18 protein-coding genes and 3 pseudogenes are annotated in these 25,835 nt (G+C 38.5%); 8 read left to right on the top strand and 13 right to left on the bottom strand.

Going from position 1 to position 25,835, the window contains the following annotated elements:
• Nucleotides 1–42 precede the first annotated feature (42 nt).
• Nucleotides 43–396, bottom strand: a pseudogene (locus tag NMK36_RS17100) (RNA-guided endonuclease IscB); the annotation flags it as partial.
• A 21-nt stretch (nucleotides 397–417) separates the two neighbouring features.
• The gene (locus tag NMK36_RS17105; protein WP_083580028.1) at nucleotides 418–1,530 is read right to left on the bottom strand and encodes a YihY/virulence factor BrkB family protein; all 1,113 of its coding nucleotides are present in this window, start codon (nucleotides 1,528–1,530) and stop codon (nucleotides 418–420) included.
• 120 nt (nucleotides 1,531–1,650) lie between these two features.
• Between NMK36_RS17105 and NMK36_RS17110 the strand changes: the two genes are divergently transcribed.
• Nucleotides 1,651–2,835, top strand: a complete 1,185-nt coding sequence (locus NMK36_RS17110; RefSeq protein WP_254174236.1) for an aminotransferase class V-fold PLP-dependent enzyme — start codon at nucleotides 1,651–1,653, stop codon at nucleotides 2,833–2,835.
• A gap of 36 nt (nucleotides 2,836–2,871) precedes the next feature.
• On the opposite strand, the gene dcm is transcribed toward NMK36_RS17110, so the two are convergent.
• Genes dcm through mfd form a run of 6 tightly spaced genes read right to left on the bottom strand, consistent with a single transcriptional unit; the run spans nucleotide 2,872 to nucleotide 8,214 of the window.
• Nucleotides 2,872–3,915: a DNA (cytosine-5-)-methyltransferase gene (dcm, locus tag NMK36_RS17115; protein WP_254174237.1), complete on the bottom strand. Its 1,044-nt coding sequence runs from the start codon at nucleotides 3,913–3,915 to the stop codon at nucleotides 2,872–2,874.
• Nucleotides 3,863–4,159, bottom strand: coding sequence for a DNA cytosine methyltransferase (locus NMK36_RS17120; protein ID WP_254174238.1), 297 nt, complete (start codon nucleotides 4,157–4,159; stop codon nucleotides 3,863–3,865). The genes dcm and NMK36_RS17120 overlap by 53 nt, the downstream gene beginning before the upstream one ends.
• A gap of 7 nt (nucleotides 4,160–4,166) precedes the next feature.
• On the bottom strand, nucleotides 4,167–4,286 hold the full coding sequence (locus NMK36_RS29125; RefSeq protein WP_437126714.1) for a hypothetical protein: 120 nt from the start codon (nucleotides 4,284–4,286) through the stop codon (nucleotides 4,167–4,169).
• On the bottom strand, nucleotides 4,270–4,425 hold the full coding sequence (locus NMK36_RS17125) for a hypothetical protein (RefSeq protein WP_186440392.1): 156 nt from the start codon (nucleotides 4,423–4,425) through the stop codon (nucleotides 4,270–4,272). The genes NMK36_RS29125 and NMK36_RS17125 overlap by 17 nt, the downstream gene beginning before the upstream one ends.
• Before the next feature lie 12 nt (nucleotides 4,426–4,437).
• Complete coding sequence (locus NMK36_RS17130; RefSeq protein WP_072719508.1) at nucleotides 4,438–4,674, bottom strand: DUF6737 family protein; 237 nt, start codon at nucleotides 4,672–4,674, stop codon at nucleotides 4,438–4,440.
• Between the two features lie 27 nt (nucleotides 4,675–4,701).
• Nucleotides 4,702–8,214: a transcription-repair coupling factor gene (mfd, locus tag NMK36_RS17135; protein WP_072719509.1), complete on the bottom strand. Its 3,513-nt coding sequence runs from the start codon at nucleotides 8,212–8,214 to the stop codon at nucleotides 4,702–4,704.
• A 240-nt stretch (nucleotides 8,215–8,454) separates the two neighbouring features.
• Between mfd and NMK36_RS17140 the strand changes: the two genes are divergently transcribed.
• From NMK36_RS17140 to NMK36_RS17150, 3 genes are read left to right on the top strand one after another with little or no spacing between them, the layout of a single operon-like run.
• The gene (locus NMK36_RS17140; protein WP_254174239.1) at nucleotides 8,455–9,798 is read left to right on the top strand and encodes a hemolysin family protein; all 1,344 of its coding nucleotides are present in this window, start codon (nucleotides 8,455–8,457) and stop codon (nucleotides 9,796–9,798) included.
• Nucleotides 9,799–9,856: 58 nt separating this feature from the next.
• Entirely contained in the window at nucleotides 9,857–11,071 is a 1,215-nt protein-coding gene (locus NMK36_RS17145) for an alginate O-acetyltransferase AlgX-related protein (RefSeq protein ID WP_072719511.1), read from the top strand.
• A 1-nt stretch (nucleotide 11,072) separates the two neighbouring features.
• Complete coding sequence (locus NMK36_RS17150; protein ID WP_072719512.1) at nucleotides 11,073–12,146, top strand: SGNH/GDSL hydrolase family protein; 1,074 nt, start codon at nucleotides 11,073–11,075, stop codon at nucleotides 12,144–12,146.
• Nucleotides 12,147–12,173: 27 nt separating this feature from the next.
• Here NMK36_RS17150 and NMK36_RS17155 read toward each other — a convergent pair whose 3' ends face one another.
• A complete protein-coding gene (locus NMK36_RS17155; RefSeq protein ID WP_254174240.1) occupies nucleotides 12,174–13,505 on the bottom strand; it encodes a hypothetical protein in 1,332 nt (443 codons plus the stop codon).
• Between the two features lie 169 nt (nucleotides 13,506–13,674).
• The gene (locus NMK36_RS17160) at nucleotides 13,675–14,712 is read right to left on the bottom strand and encodes an IS630 family transposase (RefSeq protein WP_072718165.1); all 1,038 of its coding nucleotides are present in this window, start codon (nucleotides 14,710–14,712) and stop codon (nucleotides 13,675–13,677) included.
• 468 nt (nucleotides 14,713–15,180) lie between these two features.
• Between NMK36_RS17160 and mnmG the strand changes: the two genes are divergently transcribed.
• From mnmG to NMK36_RS29135, 3 genes and pseudogenes are all read left to right on the top strand, one after another.
• Complete coding sequence (mnmG, locus tag NMK36_RS17165; RefSeq protein WP_254174241.1) at nucleotides 15,181–17,097, top strand: tRNA uridine-5-carboxymethylaminomethyl(34) synthesis enzyme MnmG; 1,917 nt, start codon at nucleotides 15,181–15,183, stop codon at nucleotides 17,095–17,097.
• 212 nt (nucleotides 17,098–17,309) lie between these two features.
• A pseudogene (locus tag NMK36_RS29130) lies at nucleotides 17,310–17,505 on the top strand (IS701 family transposase); the annotation flags it as partial.
• A pseudogene (locus NMK36_RS29135) lies at nucleotides 17,506–17,760 on the top strand (IS701 family transposase); the annotation flags it as partial.
• Between the two features lie 96 nt (nucleotides 17,761–17,856).
• On the opposite strand, the gene NMK36_RS17175 reads toward NMK36_RS29135, so the two are convergent.
• Nucleotides 17,857–19,053, bottom strand: a complete 1,197-nt coding sequence (locus tag NMK36_RS17175; protein WP_254174242.1) for a M20 family metallopeptidase — start codon at nucleotides 19,051–19,053, stop codon at nucleotides 17,857–17,859.
• A gap of 140 nt (nucleotides 19,054–19,193) precedes the next feature.
• Nucleotides 19,194–20,657: a glycoside hydrolase family 13 protein gene (locus tag NMK36_RS17180; RefSeq protein ID WP_254174243.1), complete on the bottom strand. Its 1,464-nt coding sequence runs from the start codon at nucleotides 20,655–20,657 to the stop codon at nucleotides 19,194–19,196.
• Between the two features lie 292 nt (nucleotides 20,658–20,949).
• On the opposite strand from NMK36_RS17180, the gene NMK36_RS17185 reads away from it, so the two are divergent.
• Nucleotides 20,950–23,052, top strand: coding sequence for a S8 family serine peptidase (locus NMK36_RS17185; protein ID WP_072719517.1), 2,103 nt, complete (start codon nucleotides 20,950–20,952; stop codon nucleotides 23,050–23,052).
• A gap of 8 nt (nucleotides 23,053–23,060) precedes the next feature.
• Here NMK36_RS17185 and NMK36_RS17190 read toward each other — a convergent pair whose 3' ends face one another.
• Nucleotides 23,061–25,574, bottom strand: coding sequence for an NACHT domain-containing protein (locus NMK36_RS17190; protein WP_254174244.1), 2,514 nt, complete (start codon nucleotides 25,572–25,574; stop codon nucleotides 23,061–23,063).
• Between the last annotated feature and the right edge of the window lie 261 nt (nucleotides 25,575–25,835).

Below are 25,835 nucleotides of genomic sequence, written 5' to 3' on the forward strand. Positions count from 1 at the left end.
CCTGTAATCAGGTCAGTGGTGGGAGGAAACAGAGGGTGGGTTTTAGACTGCATATAAGTAACCATCCTTTTTGTGAATTATTGTGCAGTATTTGTAACTGATTCCTTGAACAATTGCCCCTTTCGAGGTGATATTGAAACTCCCGCTTGAACGAACAGCAATTCGTCCAAAATAGGTTCCAATTTTCTTTCCTTGAGTCACAACAGCTTTAATAATGTCCCCGGTCTGGAATCCTTTAACAAATTTAAAGCGAGGAACATAACGAGACGGAAACCCGTATTTATCGGTTCGACACATTTGCCTTGACCCATGACCTGTTGCCTGAATCAATAACGGTTGACGAGTTAAGATTTTTAAGGATTCAACTTTTCCCACACAAGCTGCATCTAACCAGTGTCAGTGGGGGTTGTTTACTGCTTAGGAGTTAGTGTTCATGGCATCTCCCACAATAACATTAAGTTGAGCACCAATCAACATAATCAATGAACTGATTTGCAGCCAAAGTAATAAGACAACGAAACCGCCAATTGTGCCATAGGTAATATTAAAATTACCAAAATGGTAAACATACCAGCGAAATAAATTAGACACAAATGCCCAAAATACAGCCGCTAAAATCGCTCCCGGCATCAACGGAGTTCCGGGTTCTCGGTAACTGGGTGCATAACGATAAATAAACGCATAGTTTGTGGAAACAATTCCTAACGTTATCGGCCAGCGAAATTGTTTCCAGGTTTCTAATAAAGTTGATTCTAATAAACAACTTTGTACTGGAGGTTTGATCATACAAATTGCTAAATCCTCTAAAGCACAATTACCAACCGTCTCAAGCATACAACTTTGCCGAGCCATTCCTTCAACAATCAAGTCACTAATTAAGACTAATGCTGATGCCAAAATTAATAATAATAGAGTCCCTAATGCTAAAGCTAAGGCAATTAATTTATTTTTCCAAAAAGGTCGAAGATGATCCTTTTTAACGCGATGAATATGATTTAATGCGTCCATCGCTGCACCAATAACACCTGAAAAAATCCACAAAGAAACCAGAAAACTAAACGAGAGTAAACTAGAACTAGGCGTGAGGGATAATTGATCAATGCCATTTCCAATTAAATCCTGTACCTCTTCCGGGACAATCTGACTCAGTAAGATTGCCATTTGATAGAGTTCAGTTTGTACTAATTGAAATGAACTAATAGCAATTAATAAAGCTAATACGGCTGGAAATAAAGCGAGGGTAGCATGATAAGCCATTTCCGCCGCAAAACCTGGTAATCGTTGTTCTAGGCTGGCTTGAATTAGCTGTTTGAAGGTTCTGCGATTCAAATACAGAAAAAAACAGCAAAAACGCATCATTCGCCGATGAATCCTTTTGAGTCCTTTGATTAGGATAGGAAACAAGGCAATTAATAGATCAGCGACGCAATCAGCACTGTCAGCAATCAGTTTTACTAAATGGGTGTGAACTGAACAAGGTTGCCACTTTACCCATTTGAGATGTCGCCAGAACCGGAAAAAGCTGGCCATTACCATTGACTTAAGGAAAGCATACTTTCTTTCTAATTTACAAGGATTCTGAAACAGTGGTTCAAAATAAATTAGCTCAAGATTGATTTAAGATTATTGTAGCTCTTAATATTATCGGACATGAAAGATAATCCTTCACAGACTAAACCTGAATATTCTGCTTTTCATCGCTATTGGATGTTTGATCCAGAGGTAACTTTTCTGAATCATGGTGCTTTTGGTGCTTGTCCGATTCCAATTTTAGACGCTCAATATCAATTTCGACAACAACTTGAACAGCAACCTTTCCATTTTTTTGTCCGAGAATATGAAACTTTACTCGATCAGGCTAGACAACAGTTAGCTGATTTTGTAGGGGCAAATCCTGAAGATTTGGTCTTTGTTCCGAATGCGACAACAGGGATCAATACGGTTTTGCGATCGCTTTCTTTTTCAGAACAAGATGAACTCCTCACCACCAATCATGAATATAATGCCTGTCGCAATGTCTTAGATTTTGTTGCAACTCGCACAGGAGCTAAAATTATTATAGCAGATATTCCTTTTTTTATCACTTCATCTCAACAAATTATTGAAGCAGTCATGGCAAAGGTTTCTCCTCGTACAAAATTAGTATTAATTGATCACATTACGAGCCAAACGGGGTTAATTTTTCCGATTCAAGAGATTATTCAACAATTAAATCATTTAGGAATAGATACTCTAATCGATGGAGCCCATGCACCCGGAATGTTAGCTTTAAATTTACAAGAAATTAAGGCAACTTACTACACGGGAAATTGCCATAAATGGTTATCTGCACCCAAAGGAGCGGCGTTTTTAGCAGTACAACAAGATAAACAAGGGTTGATTCGTCCCCTTACTATTAGTCATGGAGCTAATTCTACCCGTAGCGATCGCTCTCGATTTTTATTAGAATTTGACTGGACAGGAACCCCTGATCCCAGTGCTTATTTATCGATTCCTGAAGCTATTAATTTTATGGGTTCTCTGTTACCCGGAGGATGGACAGAATTAATCAAAACCAATCATAATTTAGCGGTAAATGCTCGAAAATTACTATCAGAAAAATTAGAAATTCCTTTACCTTGTCCTGATCATCTAATCGGTTCAATGGCGGTTTTACCATTAGGGAAAAGATGGCAAAGTTTCTCCGATTTGAATCAAAAACTTTGGCAAGAACATAAAATCGAAGTCCCAATTATGCCTTGGGATGATGACAATCAACCTTTAATCAGAATTTCTGCCCAAATTTATAATCATTTATCTCAATATGAATATTTAGCAGAAGTTTTATTAAATTGACTCAGGTTGCAGGTGTCACTTATTAGCCAATAACCTTTAAATTGTAGGATGGGTCAGCAAATAAATTTCACTCAATAACACTTTTGACAAAACTTCCTTAGCAATAAACTCTATCACATTAATACTAACTGAATTCCCCAGTTGATAATAAGCCTTATCATCATTATAATGCAGATTAAAATGGTCAGGAAAACCTTGTAAACGGGCTGCTTCACGGGGAGTAATCCGACGAACTCGACCCTGATGATAAATTCCTAACTTATTTGCATCACTCGCTACTAACGTTACAGCAATAGATTCAGGATCTAAAAATTTATACACTTCAAAGGAAAAATTACCACTAGCAGGTTTATATTGATTATTAATCATTTTTAGGTATTTTTTATCAACCAATCCTTGCAGAATATCATCTAAATTAGGAGCATTAAAAAACGTCGCAATTTGCTCTTGGGTTAAAAGCTTTCCGTCTTGTTCATCTCCAAACTCTTTATTTCGTCTTTTTAAAATAAAACGATTCATTAACTCGATTTCTTCGGGACTGCATTCTCCTTTTAAACCAAGTTCCCAAGAATGAATTGAGTTTCCTCCTCGGTAATCAATTAATCTTTTCCCATGTAACTTGTCTAAGTCTCCCTTAAAATGGTGTTTTAAGCGTTCAATAAACACAGGAGAACAATCATATTTAGGATCAGGATTATCTTCTAAAATTGTTTTTACACAGGAAAATTGATGCTGTTGAAACAGAGAAAGTTGCTGACTATAAGAATGAGAATCGGGTGGCCCACAATCGGAAACAATATTTAATTTAGGTGATTTTTCTAATACCCCAATCATATAAGCTCTTAATCGATTTTGGGGTAAACCAAAGTTGCAGCTATTCAATAAAAAAAATTGAAAACTATAACCTCTTTTTGTAATTTCATATTCTATAGTTTTTAGGGTTCTTCCCTGATCATTAGTCTGGATTCCTCGTACATTTTCTAAAATCATGATTTGAGGTTTATTGGTATCAATTAATCTCATGATTTCAAAAAATAAGGTTCCCCTCGTATCTCCAAAGCCTTCTTTTTTTTCCCGCATAAGAAAAAGATTGACAAGGAAAACCCGCTAGTAAAACATCATGTTCTGGTAAGTGTTCAAGTGTTCTAATATCACCGAAAGACTGTTCTTTAAAATTAGCTTGATAAACCCATCTCGAATCTTGATTAATTTCACTACTGAGTAAACATTGGGGTTTAAATCCTAATGAAGAAGCAGCTTTTTCAAATCCGAGTCTAATTCCTCCAATTCCAGCAAATAAATCAATAAATTTAATTATTTTCATTGTAATGTTATGAATTTTCTTGAATAAACTTAGCTAACAGTTGAATTTCTTCTTTTGAGAAAGCTACCGTACAATCACTATAACGGCAAATTGTACTGACTGCATTTTCTCTAATATTTCGATTCATCAATAACACGAATCATTTGATGATGAGTTGCTTGTTCATCAGGAATAAATTGATAAATCTTTTTTACTTCTAAGGAAGCTGGATAATCTTGGTTATTAACACAGACCACAAAATATTGTTCTTGATCTTCTTGATACATGGTTTTAATCACTTAATCTTTATTGCTTAAATACTCCTGAGCATAAACCTCCGCCATTAACTTCGGCCATATCAATAGAAAAAATCCCATCCAAGCTAACAAAGGAATAGCAACTAAAATCGTAATCCAAATAATATGCAATAGAAACCAACTTCCTAAAATCAACGTCATTCCAGTTAATAGAATAGACCAAGGTTGACACCACCAAGGTTTATAATTCCAGGGGTTAAACGGTTCTTGATTCGTCATTTTATAATTCCCTTAAAACGTCAAGTTCTAAACAACAGAATTCTCTGGTAAAGCGGTTTGCATTTGAGCCAACCAACTTACCAAAGATTCTAACTGCTTATCGGCGCTGACGGCGGCTAATCCCCGAACAGTAACTTTACCTTTACTATACACAAACCGACTGTGTAAATGTTCCGCTAAATTCGCTTTTAATAAATTCCAGGCGGGTTCTTCCATTGGAGTTTCTAATAAGATATGTTGTTGACCGTCGGGTTTAATGCGAGAAAAGCCTAATTTCTTGGCAATTTGTTTAAGTTCCATAATTCTAATTAATTGACGTGCTGGGGTAGGAATAGGGCCATAACGATCGCACCAATCTTCTTGAATTCGAGATAATTCATCTCGACTTTGACAAGCCGCTACTGAGCGATAGGCACTGACTTTTTGATCTAAATCAGGGATATAATCGGAAGGAATAAAGGCAGTTAAACTTAAGTCAATTTGAGTATCATCAACCTGCGGGATTTCTTGACCTTTGACTTCTTGAATGGCTTCCTGTAACATTTCACTATAAAGATCAAACCCCACCACATCCATTTGACCGGATTGTTCTGCCCCTAAAATATCACCCGCACCCCGAATTTCTAAATCTCGCATCGCTAATTGATAACCCGATCCTAACTGAGCAAATTCTTGAATCGCTCTTAATCTTTTACGAGCATCATCAGTTAAATTAACCCGTCCATCGGCGGTGGTGGGATAGAATAACCAGGCGTGAGCTTGTACTCCTGAACGTCCAACCCGACCTCTTAATTGATACAATTGAGCTAACCCGAAACGGTGAGCATCTTCAACTAAAATGGTATTAACTCTGGGAATATCTAACCCGGATTCAATAATCGTGGTACACACTAAAACATCCGCTTCCCCAGAACTAAAAGTTAACATAATCGATTCTAATTCAGAGGCATCAATTTGTCCGTGAGCGATCGCTAATCTGACCCCAGGAATCATCTCTCGAATTTGGGCAGATTTTTCTTCAATTCCTTCAATTCTAGGCACAACATAAAACACCTGTCCGCCTCGGTCTAATTCTTGACGAATAGCGGTTCTTACGGTTTCTAAATTTAACGGTGCTAAATGGGTTTGGATGGGGCGACGGGAGGGAGGTGGAGTTGTAATTAAACTCATTTCTCGAATTCCCGATAATGCCATATATAACGTTCGAGGAATGGGAGTTGCAGTTAATGTTAACACATCCACATGGGTTTTTAAGGTTTTGATTTTTTCTTTTTGATTAACACCAAATCGTTGTTCTTCATCCACCACTAATAACCCTAAATCTTTAAAATGAACGCCTTTTCCAAGTAACGCTTGGGTTCCGACAATCACATCAATTTCCCCGGTTGCTAATCGTTTTAAAATTTCTTGTTTTTCTGCTGTTGTCCGAAAACGATTCAGTAAAGCAACTTCAATGGGATAGGGGGCAAATCGTTCTTTTAAGGTATGATAATGTTGTTGAGTTAAAATTGTTGTCGGGGCTAATAATGCCACTTGTTTTCCAGCCGTCGCTGCTTTAAAAATAGCTCGAATTGCCACTTCAGTTTTGCCAAATCCCACATCTCCACAAACTAAACGATCCATCGGGCGATCGCTTTCCATATCCCATTTAACGTCTTGGGTGGATTTAATTTGATCCGGTGTGGGTTGATAGGAAAAGGAATCTTCAAGTTCCTGTTGCCAAGGCATATCTTCAGGAAAGGCATAACCCGTTTGTTGGGCACGTTGGGCGTATAATTTCAATAAATCAACGGCTAATTTCTTTAAGGATTTTTTGACTTTTTCCTTGGTTTTTTCCCACGCTTGTCCGGTGAGTTTATTCAGTTGAGGAACTTTCCCTCCCGCACTTCTAAACCGCGATAAACTTCCGACTTGATCGGCCGCAACCCGTAGGGTTCCATCTTCATATTGTAATACTAAATATTCACGGGTTTCATGATTAATCACTAAACTTTCTAATTTAATAAATTTTCCCACCCCATGTTGACGATGAACGACAAAATCACCGGGTCTTAGTTTATTTAGGTCAACTTGTTTGGAGGTCGCCCGACGCCGCTTTCTAATATAACTGGGAGTGGCGAGGGAATGTTGCCCATAAAATTCTCGATCGGTGATTAAAACTAATCGAAATGTCGGTAAAACAAACCCTTCTAATTCTGCTAGTCCGGTATATTTTAAGGCGACGGGGGTATTTTTAATTAAGTTATCAATAGCCGGATAATCACGGGGGTTAGGAATAAATTTAGACGGACAATCATGTTCGGATAACAGTGCAACGGATCGACTAGGTTGAGCAGAAACGAGAAAAATAGCAAAATGTCGTTGTCGTTCGTGACGAATGAGTTCAGCGAGTTTGGCAAATTGATGGGGAGTGGCAGGTACGGGACGGGAAGATAAATTTAAACTAGGAACATCAGCAATATTAATTAGAGTGGGTTGATAATCTGCTAATTCAGATAAATATAATTTGTCAAACCCTTCAATTTTTTGGAGAGCATCTATAAAAGAACGGTGAATTTTCGGCAGTTTTTCAGGTAACGTTTGCCATTGTTCTTCAATATGTTCTAACCAGCGATCGCTATGGGCACAACATTGATCCGGTTCATCAATAACAATTAAGGTAGTATCGGTTAAATAATCTAATAACGAAGCCGGAGTTTCAAAGGCTAATCCTAATAAAGGATGATAGGATTTGGGGGGTTTATAATTAGTATTATCCAGTTGAAATTCCGGTGTCGGAGTTGGGGGAATCACTTCTGTAATTAAGGTTTCTGCTTCCGGTAAATTCCCCTGAATCATGACATCAAAATTCGTTGGGGTGAGAATCAAACTTTCGATTTTATCTAATGATCGTTGGGTGGTGGGATCGAGTTCTCGAAGTTGTTCTAATTCATCTCCAAACCATTCTAAACGCACGGGTAATTCCGAGGCGACGGGAAAAATATCGACAATATCCCCTCGCCGACTCCATTGTCCTTCGGTTTCGACGGTGGCTACCCGTTCATAGCCTAATTTAGCCAACTGTTGATCCAGGGTTTTTCCTTCAAACGTCATTCCCCGATACAGCGTTAAACAATAAGGTTGAAAGACGTTAACGGGGGGTAAATGGGGTTGTAAACTGCGTTCTGTGGCGACCACCGCAACGGGAGAACCAGGGTTTTTTAAACGTCCTGCTAAGTCGGCTAAAACTTGCATTTGTCCCCAGGTCATTTCTTCAGAAGACACCGACTCGTAGGGGGAGGCTTCCGACGTGGGGTAAAAGTGAACCGTTGTCCATCCCATAGCCTCCAGTTGCGCCGCCCAGCGTCCGGCTTCCTCTAAGGTGGCGGTGACGACGAATAAATTTAATCCCGACTCCTGCGCTAAGGTGGACGCAACTAACCCCTTGGGAATGCGAGGCATACCGTTGAGGTAGAGGGCTTGAAATTTGTTAAGTTTGGTCAGGAGTTCAGCCGTTAACGGCGATCGCCCCAATGCACGCACGATAGAGGAAAACGTCATATAGAGGAGGGAACAGGGAACAGGGAACAGATCATGGCCTGGGTAGAGACGGGCCGTGGCGCATCTCTACAACAGTCGTTCTCATATTTTAAGGAATTCCAGAAGATTCGATCTCGAAAGAAGTTAGATTATTTTCCCGTCTAAACACAGATGACACAATCTGACCTTTGGGGTTTAGAATCATCACATTGAGATGTGATCGGTTATTCTTATCTTTTATCGTTCTATCCTGACCCAAAAATGTCATCTGTGTTCCAAGAAATTTTGATTGTTGTTCTGCTGATTCTCGCCAATGGGGTTTTTGCGATGTCCGAAATGGCGATTGTTTCTTCGCGTAAAGTGCGGTTACAACAATTAGCCAATCAAGGCAATAAAAAAGCAAAAGTCGCTTTAGAATTAGCAAACTCTCCAAATCGTTTCCTCTCAACGGTGCAAGTGGGAATTACCTTAATTGGAATTTTAGCAGGTGCCTTTGGAGGGGCGGCAATTTCGGCTCGATTAGATACCCAACTCAAGCAAATTCCAATTTTAGCCCCTTACAGTAATGCCATTAGTTTTACCGTTGTTGTAATTACGATTACCTATTTATCATTAATTGTAGGGGAATTAGTTCCGAAACGGTTGGCTCTGAATTCTCCTGAATTAATCGCAACTACGGTTTCTATTCCTATGCGTTGGTTATCTCGCGTTAGTTCCCCTATTGTTCATTTGTTGAGTGCGTCTACAGAATTAATTGTTCGGTTTTTAGGCAGTCATACCTCGACAGAGCCGGAAGTCACCGAAGAAGAAATTAAAATTCTGATTGAACAAGGAACAAAATCAGGAATTGTTGAGGAAACGGAACAAAATATTGTCGGACGGGTGTTTGAATTAGGCGATCGCCAAGTGCGAACCTTAATGACCCCTCGCCCGGATATTTTTTGGATTGATATTGATGATCCGGTTGAAGAAAATCGTCAAAGTATTTCCGAAAGTTCTTATACTCGGATTTTGGTTTGTCAAGAAGATTTAGATCATGTTGTCGGGTTTATTAAAGTCACGGATTTATTAACCCAAGCTTTATCGGGTCAACCCTTAGATTTAACGGCTAATTTACGCCGCCCTTTATTTGTACCAGAAACCACATCGGTTTTAAAAATTTTAGAATTATTTAAACAGGGAGAAACCCATTTTGCGTTGGTGGTCGATGAATATGGGGTGATTCAAGGATTAGTCACCTTAAATGATATTTTAATGGAATTAGTCGGGGATATTCCGTCTTGGGAAAACCCAGAAGAACCGCAGAAAGTTCAACGAGAAGATGGGTCTTGGTTGTTGGATGGGATGTTACCCGTTGAGGAATTTTTTGAGCTATTTGGTTTAGAACATTTATTAGAAGAATCAGAAGGAAATTATCACACCGTTGGGGGGTTTGTGATTACCCAGTTAGGTCGTATTCCGGCAGCGGCGGATCATTTTGAATGGCAAAATCTCCGTATTGAAGTTATGGATATGGATGGAAACCGAGTCGATAAAGTGTTAATTGTACCTTTATCTTCCCCTGAAAATAACCCCGCTTCTGATATTGAACCCGAAGAAGCTTAAACCTAACAGACTAGGTTTAGGATATTTGTGATCGCTCATTTCCGTTTCCTTTTGATTCATGTTTAAAAAGTTCTCCCAATTGCGTTTAAAATCCCTACGCCAAAGCTTACTATTGTTATTTTGTTGGACAATTTTACCATTATTTCTTGTGGAATTGTTAATGATTGTCCTCGAACCTTATTTATCCCAAGGGCTATATCAATACGATCCAGATTTAGGCTTCAAAATTCGTCCCTATGCTAATGGAAACAATCAATTTGGCTTTAATGATCGAGATTATCCCCTACAAAAACAACCTGAAAACTATCGAATTTTAATTCTCAGTGATTCTTTTAACTGGGCGGGAGGAAAGGAAGGAAATTATACAGCGTTATTAGAAAAACAATTTGAACGCTATTATCAAAAACCTAACGTTGAAGTGATTAATGCTGGATACCCCGGAACTCATACCGGGGAACAGTTAGCCTTATTAAAAAAATATGCTTTACAATATCATCCTGATTTAGTCGTGTTAGGGTTTTTTGTCGGCAATGATTTTATTGATGCTGACCCCAACCGAAAACGCATTATTGTTAATGATATTTATATTGATATTGATAAACGCAAAGAAGTAAAAATCTTCGGTTATCCCATTATTAATCAATCTCGTTTCCTTCTGTTTCTTCAACAAAAATATAAAATTTTTCAAGAAGCCACCAAAGCAAAACAACACTCCGTTATTCCATCTTCCTCCCCCTATCAATTCCAACTCGTTTCTAATTCATCTCTCCCAGAAAAATCTCCGGGTATTTTATCGTTAGAAACCTTTCTGGATACTGAAAAAACTCGCTTAGACTTTTGTAAACGCAAAGATTTGCAAAAGGGTGTCTGGAATGATAATATTAACTATATTTTCCAAAGCATTGATGAAATGAACCAGCTGTTAAAACAGCAAAATATTCAATTTATCGTTGCCATTTATCCTGATGAATTCCAAGTCAACCCAAATTTATTAACCCAAATTACCCAAACCCATAAATTAAACTTAGCAAATTATGATCCAACCTGTATGCAGAATCTTCTGATTCCTTATCTTAAAACACAACAAATTGCTTATCTTGATTTCTTACCTCAATTTCAAGCGGAACAAAAACAGCGTCTCTTATATCTATTACAGGAACCTCACTGGAATACAGCCGGAAATCAATTAGCTGCGGATATCCTCTTTAATCAGTTATTAGAAAAAACTCAACAATTTTTTAAACGTCTACCTCCTTCCTCAAACAAAATTTAAAATGCAAAAACTTAAACTCAAAGCTTTTAGTAAAATTCTCGGACAAACCGCCTTAATTGCCTTAATTACCTTTGTAATGTCCGAAATTACCTTAAGAATTTATAATAAAATCAATCCCAGTTTTGTGTTTTATGATTCATCCTATAATCGGTTTCGTGGAAAACCTAACGCCCCCGACTATGACTTTAAGTTAAATTCCCAAGGCTTTAAAGATGTTGAATTTACCGTTGAAAAACCTGCGGGAACCTATCGAATTTTAGGGATAGGAGATTCCTTTGCTTATGGCGTGGTTCCCTATCAATATAATTATTTGACGCTTTTAGAGGAAAACTTAAACCAGTCTGGTCAAAAAACAGAAGTGATTAATATGGGAATACCCGGAATGGGGCCAAGAGATTATTTATCAATTTTAGTCAATGAAGGATTAAAACTTAATCCCGATAAAGTGATGGTATTTTTCTATATTGGCAATGATTTTTTAGATAATTCCTTGACCGCTAACCTTAGAACTGAGGAAAAATCCTATGTGATTGCTTTAATTAAATCTTTAATTAAAATTCAAAGTAATTATAAAGGAAAAGTTCTCAATCCAACGTCGGTTAAATATAACGATAATCAACCCACATTTAATAACCAAAAATATCTCCAAGATACGGTTAATAAAAGTAATATGTTTGTTAGAAACCCTGCGGATAGTATTTTTAAAAGCTTTGTAGAGGATGCGGTACAAGATTTACTAAAAATTAAACAAATTTGTGATTCTCAAAAGCTCCCCTTAACCGTTGTGATCATTCCCGATGAAGTTCAAGTCAATTCCCAACTTCAACAACAAGTCAAACAAGTGTTTGATCCTAAGAATGAGAATTTATTAGACTTTGAACTTCCCAACCGAATGTTAACAGAACAGTTACAGCAAGCTAATATTGATTATTTGGATTTATTACCTTATTTTAAGGCTTCTTCTCAACAAACCCGCCTCTATAAACCCAATGATACCCACTGGAATATCGCCGGAAATCGTTTAGCGGCTGAATTAATTACCCAACATCTCACCTCAAAAAACAACCAACCTTAGAAACGGAGTTTTTAACTGTAGAAGAAACTACAAAGACACAAAGGGGATGAGCTTAATTTTATCGGTATTGCATATTCTAACAGTCCCTAGCTTTTTGCAAGAATACTGAGTGGTAATTATCTTTTCTCCCTCTGTCACGAAATTATTCCAATTCTCCATTATAATTTTTCTCTCCGCATCTCTTGGCAACACGGAAACTCTGCTGTGATGAAGCGAAAATGACTCATCAACGATGAGTGTCGGTGACGTTTTGATGCAAGTAAGAATATTATCCAATCTTTCGCGAGAATAGAAAGGATACTGAGCAAAGTCTGGGCACAGGAGTTTATCGTTGGCGGCTCCATATGGTATTATATAAGTGTTTAGACCAAGCCGCGCAAATGCTGCTCCATTTGGATATATAGCCCTGAAAGCTCTGGTTTGAGGTGGCTCTTGAGTTAAGGATGAAATCTTTGTTATTATTTCCTGTGGGGAGACAACATAGTGAGTCAAGCGAAGTGTCCCACTGAGTAGGATTGCCAAAACTACAAATGCAATTCCAAATGATGAATTAATAAAGGCTTTCTTTGGCTTAAAGTTTATTGCTATGTAAATTAATATAAGAGTTTGCGAGAAGTATATTAGCTGCAGGTGATGAGACCATATACCTGTCAACCCCAATATTATTATTGAAATGATGTATGTAGCGAGTGTGCTAATCAAAAAAGACTTGCTCTTCTTCTCGACCGTGGGTTGAGTTGCAATATATCCAGAAAAGCTTATGATTGCTATTATTGAGAGTCCTATGCGTAACGACCCACCAGATAGCAGGAAGATTGATCGAAGATGCGAAGCAAAAGAATTTCCTAGGTTACTATTGTCTACTAGCACACTGTTGGAATATAAAAAGTTATTTTGCTGAGTTTGTATATAGCCAAGTAACTCATGCCTAGTGAGAAGTATTATGATCATCATTATGGAAACAGAAGTGAATCCGATGACCATTCGATTGAAATGTTCTCGGCTATTTTTTTTATCCCACAAAATAACTTCATGAGTAAGGCAAAAGATGGCAGGTAGAGGAAACATGATCAATTTCATATATGCCACTAATCCTATACATCCTCCAGCAAATACCATTTTTTTTCTGAAAAAAAGAGCGCATGCCAATAAGCTTAATGCTGTAGCGGGCAGATGTGTCATTCCTGGCATCCAAAAAGCCCCCGTAACAAGAAGAGGTACTGCAATCAGCAGAAGTATTTTATGCTTTGTGCCAGTGTGATCAACAATTCTCGATATGTCATAGGCGGATACTGCGGCTATGATTACCATTACCAACTCAAATAGGTATTCACCTGCCACTCCGAGCAATCGCTGCATTGACACAGCATAGAAGAACAAAGGGTCTTTATTATCATAAATGTCGATATAAAGTCGATGTCCTGAGAGTAGATACTCAGCTACAGAAACAAAAACCGCTCTGTCTCCATAGGGGTCTGGGATTAGTCTAAACGTAAAACAAATAATGAAGAAAATTGCTATAGCAATCCTAAATAGGTTGTGGCAAAATCCCGTACATAAAAAGCTTGGGAAAATCAAAAATTTGCCCCTGAGCAAAAAACTCAAATAGCCACTTAACTACTTTAAAAGATGGGCATAAATGATAGAATTTTCTCACGAAATTTTTGGTTTGTAACCAAATATCTTCAACCGGATTTTGCTCCGGCGCATTAGGAGCAAAATTTACACAAGTAATCCGCCATTCTTCTTCCGATAAATTTTGATTAACTTGAGTTAAGTAATCTCGAAAGTTTTGAGAACAATGATAAGTGGCATTGTCCCAGACTATAGCCAACCTTTTCCCCGGATTTTGCTGTTGTAAATACTGGAGAAAGTCTACGGTATTTTCTGTATTGCCCGCCGCATAACCTTTGATAATAAATTCTTTCGTTTGGTAATCTAAAGCTCCATAATAAGTTTGCCTTTCTTTTTGATTTTTGATGGGAATTTCTATTCTTCGATCCGTCCTTCCCCAAACATACCCTAAAATATCTCCCCAAAGAAGATGACATTCATCAATCATAAACACTGTCAGCTTTCCCGCCCCTATTTCCTCTTTCCAACTCGCTAACTTTTTTTCAATTTCTTCCTTTTTCTCTTGGACTAACTGCTCATTTTTAGCCGGATTCTTTTTTTGGCTTTTTTTCCAACTGATGCGAGCCTCTTCCAGCAAGCTATAATAACTTTGATGGGATTGAAACACGACTCCATACTCCCTTTCTAACAAAACTTGTAAATCAGACAATCTTAACCAATCTCTTTCCCTTAATTCTTCAATAATTTTCTGTTTGTCTTCAGGGCTTAGATAACCTTTCCTTCCTTTATATTGAAGTTTTAAACTGTCTACTCCTTCCACAAGCACCCGATTTTTCCATTGGCTAATAAATCCTTGAGAAACTTGTAATAAGTCTTGAATTTCCCGGTAGGCTTTACCTTGTAATTTGAGTTTGACAGCGATCGCTCTTTTAATTTCTCTAGGATCTTTTGTCTGATTGATAAAATCGTCTATTTCGTCGATTATATTCATTTTCCGTTGCCAGCTTTGGGGGATTATTGCTAACCTTACATTTATTATAACTCATTTGGAAGTGCTATATCATTATTCCAATAGCAAAATGACCTTTTGAAATTCTTCTTTTGCCCCCATTCATAAGGGTCTTTAAAAATCTAAATAGAGACATTAATTTCTAAGCCTAATATTTACTTTGTTTCAGTTAGATGCCATCAGTAAAGTTGATAATTTTTCTGATGTTAAATCAATTTTTTCTTAATAGTTAACTTTCATATGGATTTTATATTGATTTCTTATGAGTAGCCAAATCAACTATACTCTAACCAACTTCGCTCGTCAATAAGCGTGGCAATGAACATCGAGTGATTGGAGAAATTGGTTTAATAAGCTGTATTTATGTAAATACAGAAACGGGATATTATGATGATATTAATTTTAACCGCTAAAATCAAAAAATAAGTCTATAAAACCTTAAACTAACCTATGACCCTAACATCTTCAGTAGAATTTTTAGATGAATTTGACATTGTTGTTGTCGGTGCTGGACATTCCGGCTGTGAAGCAGCGCTGGCTTCCGCGCGGTTGGGATGCCGTACCCTGCTGTTAACCTTAAATTTGGATAAAATCGCTTGGCAACCCTGTAACCCGGCTGTCGGAGGCCCTGCTAAGTCCCAACTCGTCCATGAAGTGGATGCTTTGGGGGGGGAAATTGGCAAAATGGCTGACCGTACCTATTTGCAAAAACGAGTGCTGAATATTTCTCGTGGCCCTGCGGTGTGGGCGTTACGGGCGCAAACCGATAAACGGGAATACGCCGCCGTGATGAAAACTATTATTGAAAATCAGGATAATTTGACCGTCCGAGAAGGGATGGTGACGGATTTAATTTTAGGTAAAAATGAGGAAATTATTGGAGTACAAACTTATTTTGGAGTTGCCTTTAAATGCCAAGCGGTAATTTTAACAACGGGTACATTTTTAGGTGGAATAATTTGGGTTGGTAATAAATCAATGGCGGCTGGACGAGCGGGAGAATTTGCGGCTATTGGGTTAACAGAAACCCTCAACCGTTTAGGGTTTGAAACGGGACGATTAAAAACTGGAACTCCGGCGCGAGTGGATAAACGGTCTGTAGATTATTCTCAGTTAGAACCCCAACCCGGAGATACAGAAGTGCGGTGGTTTAGTTTTGACCCAGAAGTTCAAATTGAACGGGAACAAATGTGTTGTCATTTGACTCGAACTACAGCCGAAACCCATAGAATTATTCGAGAAAATTTGCATTTATCTCCGGTTTATGGCGGTTGGGTAGATGCGAAGGGCCCCCGTTATTGTCCGAGTATTGAAGATAAAATTGTTCGGTTTGCGGATAAAGAAAGTCATCAGATTTTTATAGAACCGGAAGGTCGAGATATTCCTGAGTTGTATATTCAAGGATTTTCGACAGGTTTACCAGAAACGTTGCAATTGCAAATGTTAAGAAGTCTTCCGGGGTTAGAAAATTGTGCAATGTTGCGTCCGGCTTATGCGGTGGAATATGATTATTTACCCGCCACTCAATGTTATCCCACGTTGATGACGAAGAAAATTGAGGGGCTATTTTGTGCGGGACAAATTAATGGCACAACGGGCTATGAAGAAGCGGCAGCGCAAGGTTTTGTAGCCGGAATTAATGCGGTGCGATTTGTCAAACATCAACAAATGATTGTATTTTCCCGTGAACAAAGTTATATCGGAACGTTAATTGATGATTTGTGTACCAAAGATTTGCGAGAACCCTATCGAATGTTAACAAGTCGGTCTGAATATCGGTTATTATTACGGTCTGATAATGCGGATGAACGGTTAACGCCGTTGGGTCGAGAAATTGGGTTAATTGATGACCGTCGTTGGGAGTTATTTCAACAGAAACAAGAAAATATTATTGCTGAAAAAGAGCGGTTATACTCGACTCGAATTAAGGAAAATCATCCGGTGGGAATTGCGATTTTTAATGACACCCAACAAAAAATTAAAGGGTCAATTACCTTAGCAGATTTATTGCGTCGGCCAGGGTTCCATTACGTTGATTTAGAAAAGTATAATTTAGGCAATATTAATCTTAATCAACTGGAAAAAGAAGGAACAGAAATCGAGATTAAATATTCAGGGTATCTGCAACGCCAACAAAACCAAATTGACCAAGTTAGTCGCCAATCAAATCGGGCATTACCTGAAGATTTAGACTATATGAAAATTGAAACTTTGTCTATGGAGGCGCGAGAAAAGTTAATGAAAGTTAAACCATTAACGGTGGGTCAAGCGTCGAGAATTGGCGGGGTGAATCCTGCTGATATTAATGCGTTATTGATTTATTTAGAAGTGCGAAATCGTCAACATCAGGTGAGTCTTAATTCTTAAAGTTCACTGATTTTTGATAGTAAGTTTAAATCAGTTGTACATCAGTCTGAAAATCCAATTCAGTGTAGGGGCGAGGCGCGCCTCGCCCCTACCCAAAACTTGGGTATTTTTTATAATTAATAATTGGGTTCATTATCGGTACTTAAACAGAAAAAAAGAAATAAAACGTCTATAATATCGATAGGGTAAGTATTCTACGTTGGGAAGCTGCCATGAAAGAAACCACTCCCTCTGCTATGCCACCGTGCTTTGAGAAATGGTGCGCTAGGTTCGATTTGGTATTCAGGAATCCATCTCAAAAAAAAGGATTTAGGCACTATTTAGGAGGATTATTGGGCGAAAGTGAACGAAAAAACTTAACTCAGATGTCAAATAATGCAGCTTTGCGTGGTTTATCACCAATTGCATCAAGAATATCAGACTCGAAGTCTTAAAAGCCTTCATCGGCATCTAATCTTAGTTTTTTGTGCCTACAGTTTCATTATTTGGCAACAGTTAACTGGCGGATTAAGACGGCGTTGGGCTAACAAACCGTTAAATACATTTACTGATGCTTTATCCGCTTTTAGAACAGCTATATCTTATCGATTTGTCGCTTGGCTCCAAGAGAATCATGATGTATTTGCTCTACATCTAAGCAATTTGGGGCTTGTTTGGGCTTGAACTTTGTTCAAATCCCGTTAAGAACTATAGAGTTATAGGCAGTTCCCCCAAGGGTTACGCAAACTTTACATTTCTTTACAATAGTCAACCTGTTGATTAACTCTTTTCCATTGTTAATTGTTTCTGACAATATTTATAAGTAGAATAAGCTAATGTCACCACTCCCGTAATAATCGCAGATTCATCGACTTCAAATTTGGGATGATGTAAGGGATAATTTTGTTTCTTTTTGTGTCCGACACCCAACCGAAACATCATGCCTGGTGCATAATCTAAATAGACGGAAAAATCTTCTGCACCTAAAGAAGGTTCGGGTAAATTAATAATAGCTTGAGTGCCAAAGGCTTCTCGTACCGTTTCTTCTACAATTTGAGTTAATATTGGGTCATTTTGCACCGAAGGAACGCCCCGACGATAATTTAACTCATAATTTGCCCCATACATTTGACAGACATTGGCAACAATTTGTTCAATCCAATTAGGTAAAGCTTCGTAGGTTTCAGGATGAAGCGATCGCACCGTTCCTAATAGTTTAACTTGATCCGCAATAATATTAGGAGCCCGTCCCCCCATAATTTGACCAATAGATAAAACCACAGGTCTTAACGGATTTTGGGTGCGACTAATGGCTTGTTGTAACATGGTAATTACCTGTGCGGCTATCCAAATTGCATCCTTAGCTTCATGAGGTCGCGCCCCATGACCGGACTCCCCGATAATTGTTAATTCCAAATCATCCGCCGCCGCCGTTAACGCACCTTGGCGCAGTCCCACACATCCGGCGGGAATACTGGGGAAGACATGAACCCCCAAAATCGCCGCCACATCCTCCATGACGTTATCATGTACCATCCAGGTCGCGCCTTTGGCAATTTCCTCCGCCGGTTGAAACAGAAACCGCACCTTTCCAGGGAACTCCTGACCTAACTGAGATAACACCATCGCTGTTCCTAACCCCAAGGTGGTGTGCAAGTCGTGTCCGCAGGCGTGCATGACTCCCATCTGTCGGGAAGCATACTCTAACCCGGTTAATTCCGTCATCGGTAAAGCATCCATATCCGTGCGAATCGCAAACCAACGGGAAGCGGTGGTGTTTCCCTTGAGTTCTCCGATAACTCCCGTTTTTCCTACCCCTTCTTGAACTTTAAGTCCACAGGAAGATAAAACCCCAGCAACATAAGCAGAGGTTTGATATTCTTGACCACTGAGTTCTGGATGTGCATGAATGTGGCGACGAATTTCAATTAACCGAGGTGCTAAAGCAGTCGCAATCTCTTTAATTTTTTCAAGCATAGATGGGGGAGTCTGGGTCATGGGCTAGAATGAAATTACCAAGTATTCAATTAAAGTTGATTCTTTATTATAGGGTAATTTTCTAACCCTAGGGCATGGCATTGCCATACCCTGATCTTGAATTTCTCTCCTCGAAGATTCTAAAAATTCGCTACAATTATCCCTTGACGCGGGGGAATGTATACCTCTAATTCTGTGTGTTCATCTTCTGGTTTCCAGCTAATTTTCCCTTCTCCATAAATCAACCGATTCGGACAGGTTTTTAAATCGGTAACAGTACAATGAATATGGGCTGGTTCAGTTCCTGAATTCACCCAAACCATCACTTCTTCGTTTTCTAAACACCGGGCAAACCCATAAACAATTCCCTCAGCATATAATATTTTGTAGGAACCGATTCGTAATGCCTGATACTGATGACGAATAGCAATCAGTTTTTTATGATAATCTAAAACATCCTGATGCCAAGATTCTTTCATCGGGAAAGCGCGGCGAGAATCAGGATCAAGCTGTCCTTCTAACCCGACTTCATCCCCATAATAAATACTAGGTGCACCGGGAAAAGTAAATAATAATAGCGTAGCTAATTGAACCGTAACTTTATCGCCTCCAGCAATCGTAATTAATCGGGCTGTATCATGACTATCAAGTAAATTCAATTGGGTGAGTTGAATGTCCCAAGGATATAAGTCTAATAACGCTTTAATTTTCTCTCCATATTCTTTTGCAAATAAAGGCGGATAGGGAGAATAAGAAGGGCCTTCGACTAATTCCATTTTAACGCGATCGCCTGCGGTAAAAGCAATGGTTGAGCCTGCAAATAAATAATTCATTACCCCATCAAATTGGGTTCCATCTAACCATTCTCTGGAATCCCCCCACACTTCTCCGACAATATAAGCCTCTGGATTAACCGCCTTCACTCGCTCTCGAAATTCCTTCCAAAACCCTGGAGTTTTCACTTCAAAGGGTACATCTAAACGCCAACCATCAATGCCAAAATCAACCCAATATTCGGCAACTTCCATAATAAATTCTCTAACTTGAGGGTTATCATGATTAAATTGAGGTAAAGCCCGATTTCCAATCCAACCTACATAATTTGCAGGTTTACTCCCATCATAAGCTGATAGCGGCCATCCTTCAATTTTAAACCAATCTAACCAAGGAGAATGGGGGCCATTTTCTAAGATATCATGAAACTGAAAAAAACCCCGACTGGCATGATTAAATACCCCATCTAAAACAACTTTAATATTGCGTTGGTGAGCCGCTTTTAGCATTTCTTCAAACGCTGGATTTCCACCTAAGATGGGGTCAATTTGATAATAATCATGGGTATGGTAACGATGATTAGAAGCGGATTGAAAAATGGGGGTAAAATAAATCGCATTAATTCCTAAATCTTGTAAATAATCTAATTGTTCAATCACGCCCCATAAATTTCCTCCTTTATATCCTTGTAAGCTCGGAGGTAAATCCCATTGTTCCCAGCGATCAGAACTTAACAATTTTTTGCGGGGAATGGCAGCTTGAGCAAAGCGATCGGGAAAAATTTGATAAAATACCGCGTGTTTGACCCAATCAGGCGTTTGTACAATCATAGAATCCTTATAACTCATCCAAAATACAGTAAAAGCCTCTATCCTATTTAACCTCTGACTTTAGGTGTAAATTTTGGTAGCAATTCTAAAGTTAAGCAAAATTTCACAAAATTACTTCATTTAACTTAACTAAACTAAACTAAGCTGGGACATTAGTGATTATACCCCTAGTTATTGTTACTTAAAAAGATCAAGCGTCCTGATCAAATATTGAATTTTTCTTAAGACATCCTAAATTTCTCAGTTATCTATGATAGGTTAAAAACAAATTATTGGATTTGCACCCAGAGGGATGAATGACTTAAATAATAAATTACCATCAATTGTGTATGCGGAAGCCTCCGTCCATTCCCAAGGCGGGGTTTCCCTATTCCAATTTTCAGAACAAATTACCCATGAGAATATTAATCAATTTTATTCTCATCCTCAACAGGTTAATTTAGCGATTCAGCGTCTACAAGCAGAAGGATTTGAAGTTTTACAAACCGGACGAGTTACTCTCAGCATTGCAGGTTCTATTGACCTGTACGAGCGGGTTTTTAAAACAAAAATCATTGCTAAAGACAAAACCGTTATCAAAGGGGGAGGATTAGAAAGTATCGCCACATTTTTAGATACTCCCGATACTGATATGGTGGGTTTTGTTGATCCGTCTTCTAGTCCTTTATCCGATTTAATTGAAGGAATTGCCTTAAGTGAACCTGTTTATTATACAGATGTCGGCTTACCTTCGGAATCTCCTCCAAATCCGTCCTATTGGCATTTAATACCCCAGGATATTGCCCAAAAACTCAATGCAGTAACGGCTCATCACCAAGGAATTAAAGGTCAAGGGATTAACGTTGTCATGGTCGATTCTGGATGGTATCGTCATCCTTTTTTTGCCCGGAATCGATATCAAGGTAAAGTTATTTTAGGGGCAGGATGTATTAATCCCGAAGTCGATGAAAATGGACATGGAACCGGAGAATCTGCCAATCTATTTTCTGTAGCTCCAGATATCAATTTTACCATGATAAAATGGAACTTTAAAAATTCCATTGCAGCCTTTAAAAAAGCGGTTTCCTTGCGTCCTGATGTTATTTCTTGTAGTTGGGGAAGCAGCAAACAATATTTGCCTTTATCTGCCTATGATATTGCCTTAACTGCTAATATTGCCGATGCAGTTTATCAAGGAATTATTGTTGTTTTTTCCGCCGGAAATGGACATTGGGGATTTCCCTCTCAACACCCAGATGTGATTGCGGCTGGAGGCGTTTATATCAATTCTGATGGCAAGTTAGAAGCGAGTAATTATGCTAGTGGTTTTAGCAGTAACATCTATTCGGGGCGAATTGTTCCTGATATTTGTGGGTTAGTGGGAAAAAAACCCAGGGCGGCTTATATTGTCTTACCTGTTCCCCCTGGAAGCACGTTAGATGCCGTTTTTGGTATACCCGGTGTTAAACACCCTGACGCGGATGAAACGTCCTCAGAAGATGGTTGGGCAGCCTTTAGTGGAACATCCGCCGCAGCCCCCCAAGTGGCGGGAATTTGCGCGTTGATGAAGCAAGTTAACCCGCAATTATCGCCCCAACAAGCTAATGAAATTCTACAACAGACCGCCATTGATGTAATTGCAGGAAATTGCAATTCTGCGACGGGAGGACATTCGGCAAAACCCGGATTTGATTGGGCAACAGGGAGCGGTTTAGTTAATGGGTTTGAGGCGGTAAAAACAGCAAAAAAATTAGCAAAAGGGGAAACAAAAAGACAAAATCGAAATTCTCAAGTTCGATATGCACACCCAGTTTCAAAACATCAAAACATCAAACCAGTGGAGGGATTTATGAATTTTTCTGTTGATATTCAGTCTAACGAACAGCTTACCCAAAAATTAAACAAATTAGATATTAAGTGGCAACTTGACCAAAAACTGCAAGAGCTTCTAAAGGATGCTCGACGCCATGATCCCGATATCCCCTATCTGGAAATTGATCAAATCAGCTTTACCATACGCTCTCCAAAAACTAATGTTGTTGCTGCACTGAAACAAGAAATTGAAGAAGTGAAAAATAGCATGAAAAATGTAGGAAAAATCAACATTCCTCTGTCGGCTTTAGTCGCGGCTGAAAGTCTATTAAAGATGGGTCAAGCCGATGATTTTGTAATTGAGTTTCTGACAGAAGTATTGGAAAAAGCTGATCGCCCAATAGCAAGATCTCGTGCAATTAAAGCGTTAGGAGAACTGAGTTTTTGTGGTTGTGGTTCAAAATCCAGTAATCCTAATGAGGATGATGAACTGATGGTACGATGCAGTGACGGTACATCTGCGGAGTGTAATATAAAAGAAAATGGAATTTGGAATGCGCGTTGCGGACGAATGCTCATTCCATGTACCCCACCCAATAGATAGAGAAAAACTTAAATCTTTGAGTTGGAGCCTGAACTTGTTCTCGTATCAAGTTCTAATAATACAAACTCAGGGATTTTTGCAGCTTTATCGTTAGCTAAACAACAATCTAGCACTGCTAATAGCAATCCTTTAATCATTTCCGGCGTACCTTGTTGTATATCGGCTTGAGCAAAAAATTCATGCCATAACTGCTCATTATTACCGCAATGTTCTACAACGGACATAGCCGCTAGGTACTCAGCTAAAGGATCAAGCACAAAGCGAATTTCAGTGTAACTAGGAGGAATAGTTTGGATGATGCAGAGACGATTTTCTAAATATTTGAGACGCACTTCTGCATCATCACTCCCTAACGCTTTAACAACAGTCTCTTTTAACGCTGTTGTCGGTCGATACGTTTGTTTTAGACATTCCCAAGCAATAATTTTAACATCCTGATGAATCTTAGAGTTTTCTGGATGATCACCTGATATATTCCCATTAATTCGATTTAAGTATTCTAAGATTAAATCAGGGATATTTTGAGGAAACTTATCAATATTTCCTCCCGTTTTAACTGAAATAATCTGTTCAATAAAAAGTTTAGCTAACAGCACTGTAACATCTCTTTTATCGGCAATCATCAACAGTCGATCACGGGCATTAACTAATTCTTGATCTTTAAAGATATCGTGTTTTCCCCGTTGAGTAATATAAGCCTGCATAAAAGGTAATAGGCGATCTCGCTCAACTCGCATCGGTTGAAGTATCGTTTTATTCACTCCACCTAATGATTCCTCCATCCGTGATGTTACAATCAAAGCATTAACAGGAAATCCGGGTAATTCAGGACGAATTTGTTCGCGGGTTGGTGAACTCATTTCTGAGAAGTGATCCACAATTACCAGTAAACGTTGTTGAATCAGAAGTTGTTCTAAAAATTCTTCAGAAACCGGCTTCTGAGCATCGACTAAATTTTTCAATAAACCTCGGATAACCTCAAGAAAAACCTGTTTTCCTTCAGCAACTTTAACATCTAGTTCCTGTTCAACTAATATTGGCAGCATCCGATGTTTACACAGCCGTTTTTCAGGAACATCTGACATAGCCCAGCGTGCAATTTGACAGGCAAGACTTGTTTTTCCTGAACCCCCTTCACCCCAAATTAAAAGACATTCTTGTTGTTCACTAAATTTAGCTTGCAATTCCTTCGCTGTCAATTCCGCTATATCAATACCATCTAAAATGACTGGGATGGGAACATAAATACTACGCTCTTTAACCGTTGTTTTTTTGTCAAATTCTTTACGAGCTTTACCTAAATTATCTTTAACCCATGCGTCTAGTACCCTGGGGTGGTAACAAGACCGAAATAAAAGCAACCTTAATAAATCTGAAATTTTGAGATTTCCTAGAAAATTTGGTAAGGGAATATCGGTATAGCGCTGTAGAATATCATTACACCTTAACAGCCACAAAGGACGTAACCACAGAGACATTAAAACAAAATATAGCCAAGATATAATGATTAATATTGGCACGGATTCTTGAGGTTTACTGACTATCCAATCCAGTATAATTTTAGGTTCTACTGAGTCGGGTATATTATCAATATTATTGATGGCATAATTTAAAGATTCTTTGGCTTGGGTGATATTTGATCTTGATTGTTGATCTTCACTACTATAGTTTTGATTCAAATAATCTAAAGCATCTTCCAAACCTTCTTTAGCATTGGACTTTTCTTCTTTTGTTAAGTTAGATGATTTTATTGATAATTCATCTCCTGCATAACGCAATGACGTAATTACCTCTTGTGTTATTTCTTGATCTTGTTGGTCTAATAATTGTTTAAAGGTGGTAATTGCGGTTTTAACGTCTCGACCACTACTTGCAAGAGCATAAGCAGCACCTAGTCGTACTTGCCAATCATTGCTTTTAGTTAATGCAACTGATCTCACGTCTACTAGAGCCTGTTGTAAATCTGAAGAATCAATTTTACGAAGTAGAAAATAGATAGCACCAGCAGCGCGATAACGAACACCTTTGTTATTATCTTTCAGGGTATTTAATAAAATTTTAAGTGTCTTCTGTATTTTCTCTGGCGGTGCAATCTTGCTCAAAACATCAATAGCATAAACACGCACTAACTGATCAGGGTGACTGAGCAACTTATGATCAATGATTAAATTAGTAATATAATCAGTTTGTTGAGGCAGAATTTTAGTAGTTTGTGCAATTTCTGATAAGGCTTGGAGTACAGAGGCAATAACTTCAGGATTGTTATTATTTTCTAATTCTTGAATTAAAGTATTAACAACATCAGGAATTTTGCTTAATTGGCTAATAGCTTCTTGATCATTATCAATATTATCATCCATCAACATCTCAATCGGCTCTTTAATTCTCGGATCAACCTGAATAGCTTCTTGCTTAACATTCTGTTGCGCTAACCCAGCACTCGACAACAATAACGGTAAAGAAACGCCAACCACAGCCACTTTAATCGCCTGAGAAACCTTATGCCAATATGGGTGCATCATAAATCCTCTGTTCTGAATCAAAATTGATTCTGTTTATTCTGGTATAACCTTAATTATTCAAAACCGTTCCCCATTAATCCAGCAAAAAAATATAAAGAATTATCAACAACAATGCAAGTAGAAACGATTCAACCCTTAAAATTCAATTCTTCTTGAACAATTCCTTGGCCATTGTTATCCCTTCCTGTTAACTTCCCCCTAACCCAAACTTAAGACAGGTTTTGCTTCTCCCCCCTTGTCAAGAGTACCGTACAGTCGGAC

This window comes from Planktothrix pseudagardhii (assembly GCF_904830925.1).
Classification (GTDB): Bacteria; Cyanobacteriota; Cyanobacteriia; order Cyanobacteriales; family Microcoleaceae; genus Planktothrix; species Planktothrix tepida.